The 2,827-nt window shown below is 57.4% G+C and carries 4 protein-coding genes and 1 pseudogene; 1 reads left to right on the top strand and 4 read right to left on the bottom strand.

What is annotated here, in order from left to right; translation table 11 throughout:
* Both ACOCD2_RS12670 and ACOCD2_RS12665 read right to left on the bottom strand, forming a co-directional pair.
* Positions 1-510, bottom strand: a 510-nt coding sequence (locus ACOCD2_RS12670) for a DUF3333 domain-containing protein (RefSeq protein WP_293672756.1), incomplete at its 3' end; no start/stop codon positions are given.
* A 4-nt stretch (positions 511-514) separates the two neighbouring features.
* Positions 515-1,057 (bottom strand): annotated as a pseudogene (locus ACOCD2_RS12665) (PstC family ABC transporter permease); the annotation flags it as partial.
* Positions 1,058-1,067: 10 nt separating this feature from the next.
* Here ACOCD2_RS12665 and ACOCD2_RS12660 point away from each other — a divergent pair.
* Positions 1,068-1,268, top strand: coding sequence for a hypothetical protein (locus tag ACOCD2_RS12660; protein WP_293885335.1), 201 nt, complete (start codon positions 1,068-1,070; stop codon positions 1,266-1,268).
* Here ACOCD2_RS12660 and ACOCD2_RS12655 read toward each other — a convergent pair.
* Together ACOCD2_RS12655 and ACOCD2_RS12650 are read right to left on the bottom strand one after the other, a co-directional pair.
* Positions 1,228-2,181, bottom strand: a complete 954-nt coding sequence (locus ACOCD2_RS12655; RefSeq protein WP_293652658.1) for a PstC family ABC transporter permease — start codon at positions 2,179-2,181, stop codon at positions 1,228-1,230. The two genes, ACOCD2_RS12660 and ACOCD2_RS12655, sit on opposite strands and share 41 nt — an antisense overlap.
* A gap of 16 nt (positions 2,182-2,197) precedes the next feature.
* The coding region (locus ACOCD2_RS12650) for a substrate-binding domain-containing protein (RefSeq protein ID WP_293652659.1) at positions 2,198-2,827 on the bottom strand (630 nt) is incomplete at its 5' end.

The following is a 2,827-nucleotide window of genomic DNA, read 5'->3' as shown; positions in this document are numbered from 1 at the left end:
GGCCAGCTGCTGTTCCTTCAGGCGGCTCTGGTTGTCACCGTGCTTGTAGTACTGGTCCACATCGTCATCTACGATCAGCCACAGCTTTCTGTGGCTGCCGATGACCGCCGGATCCGCCAGCACCAGATCACGCAATTGCTGTGTAGCCCCCGTGCTCACCAGCCGGTACAGCCTGCGCTTTTCCTTGCGTTTCTTTACACCGGGGAACTCCTGTCGCAGGGACTGCTTGATCAGTTTTCCATAACCTGCTGCCGCAAGCACCTCAGGCTTGTGGGTGCCATCGGGATCAATGACCTGGGGATCAAAATAGATTTCCAGCTGCAGCTCGGTTCTCACGAAACCACTGTAGCCCTTGCTGATGATACTGGTGAACATCATGCCGAGAAACAGCATACCCAGCACCACAGCGCCCAGACCCATCCTCTTGAAGCGGCGGTTTTTCCTGCGGCGCCTGACCAGACTTTTCTCCACCGCCTGGCGTACCTCTCCGCGCTTTACCGCGGATTTCATCAGCTTACTCATATTCTTCCCGATATTTCCTGACCACATGCAACGCCAGTACGTTCAGCAGCAGGGTCACGATGAACAGCGCCAGTCCCAGGGCAAAGGCTGCCAGAGTCTTGGGGCTGTCGAATTCCTGGTCACCCACCAGCAGCGTAACGATCTGCACTGTGATGGTCGTGACCGACTCCAGGGGATTGGCGGTCAGATTGGCGGTAAGTCCGGCAGCCATGACCACGATCATGGTTTCGCCGATGGCCCGTGAAGCCGCCAGCAATACACCGCCGACGATACCCGGCAGCGCCGCCGGTATAATCACGCGCAGGATGGTCTCCGAGCGCGTGGCGCCCAGTGCATAGGAACCGTCACGCATGGTTTGCGGTACCGCATTGATCACATCATCCGACAGGGAGGACACGAAGGGAATGATCATGATGCCCATCACCAGACCGGCGGCCAGCGCACTCTCCGAGGAAACATCCAGGCCGATCAGACTGCCACCATTGCGCAACATGGGCGCAACCACCAAGGCGGCAAAGAAACCGTACAAGCGTGTCTTCGACCTCGTGATAGATTTTGGGACATCCCAGTCCCCAAAATCGACTCGGCCTTTGACAACCTATTCGTGCCCCAGCCGTCCTGGTCACCAAGCACTACACAACAACTTCGCAAGCTCGTTGCTGCTCCGTACTTGTCTCCCAATGACTGGACGCCGCGTTCGAATGCCTACTTTGCTTCCCCTCTGGCGCTATGCGCACGACGGGTAAGCAGTGCGGCCTCGCGGCTACTGGGGACTACCAGCCTTCGCTTCGCTCTCCATGGCTGGTAGCGAACGACAGTGGGAATACCTGCCAGAATCTCGAGCAGTGGTTTTGCCCAGGTACGCAGGTGTCGCCCGGCAAACTCGGCCAGGTAGATGGCCGACATCAGACCGATGGGAACCGCCACCAACATGGCAATGAAGGCCACCAGCATGGTGCCTGCGAGCAAAGGTACAATACCGAAGGCGCCACTGGCACCCACCTGATCCTCACGCAATGCCACCTGGGGGCTCCACTGCAGACCAAACAGAAAATCGGTCAGGGGAACCATCTGAAAAAACCGGATCGCCTCGAAAATCACGGACAGCACGATACCCACCGTAGTCATGATGGCGATGGATGCACTGAGGATCAGCATCCAGCGCATTGAGGCCTCCACCCGGGGCCGGGAGCGGAAATCAGGATTGATCTGCCGCACCGCCAGCGCCGCTCCTGCGATAACGATAGCAATGATACTGCCCAGCAGAGACATGCCGGACAGGGACTGCAGATGGCGAAAATGATCAGCCGCAGCCTGCATGACGGGATCAGCTGCCGTGGACGTGATATTGCCCCTGGCCAGGTTGATCACATCATTGAGATACAGATGCAGTTCAGCATCGGGCAGGCTGCGAATGGCGGCAGGCAGATCCGCAGCCACCATTTCCGCAATCAATCCCTGATCCAGCAATTGCCACAGGAGCAACAGAAAAACCGCCGGCAGGGCCGTCCAGAGCGCCACGTAGTAACCATAGTAGCGCGGCATGGAATGCAACTGCCGGCGATCCCCTTCTGTCTGGCTCAGGCTGTAGCGCCGCCCGAGCCAGTAAGCTGCCACGGACAGCAGCAACAGTGAGAGAAAAAGAACGCCAAAACTCACGACAGGGATCCCCGGGTCAAAATTTCATGGGAGTGAGTTTCTTTGCTGCCTCTACGTATTCCTCACGCTCCTTTTCCGGCATGGGAATCAGGCCCTTGTCTACCAGGTAACCTTCTTCACCCCAGGCGTTGTCGCTGGTGAATTCCGCCAGGTATTCCCTGATGCCCGGGATCTTGCCCACATGCGCCTTCTTGACATAGAAATACAGCGGACGGGAAACGGGATACTTGCCATCGGCGATCAGCTCGAACTCGGGAGCGACGCCATCCACCAGGGAACCCTGGATGCGGTCTTCGTTCTGTTCCAGGTAGCTGTAGCCGAACACGCCCAGGGCCTTGGGATTGGCCTCGAGCTTCTGTACGATGAGGTTGTCATTCTCTCCCGCCTCGATGTACTTGCCATCCTCGCGCACACCGTGGCATATGGCCTTGTACCTGTTCTTGAGCTGCTTGGCCAGCGCCTTGTCACCCGCCTTCTTCGCTGCCTTGGAATCCTGCTTTATCTTCTTGATCCACGCAAACTGCTTGCATGTCGGGTACCATGTGATTATATTCCAAAAAGGAGCTATCCTTTGTTCCGAACCCGCCAGATATTGAACGACTGGCTCACGCAAAACCTGGAGGAAGCATAACGCCATGGTTATCCA

The organism is Thiolapillus sp. (assembly GCF_048562965.1).
GTDB classification, from domain to species: Bacteria; Pseudomonadota; Gammaproteobacteria; order Chromatiales; family Chromatiaceae; genus Thiolapillus; species Thiolapillus brandeum_A.
This window is presented reverse-complemented; position numbering and strand designations above follow the sequence as displayed.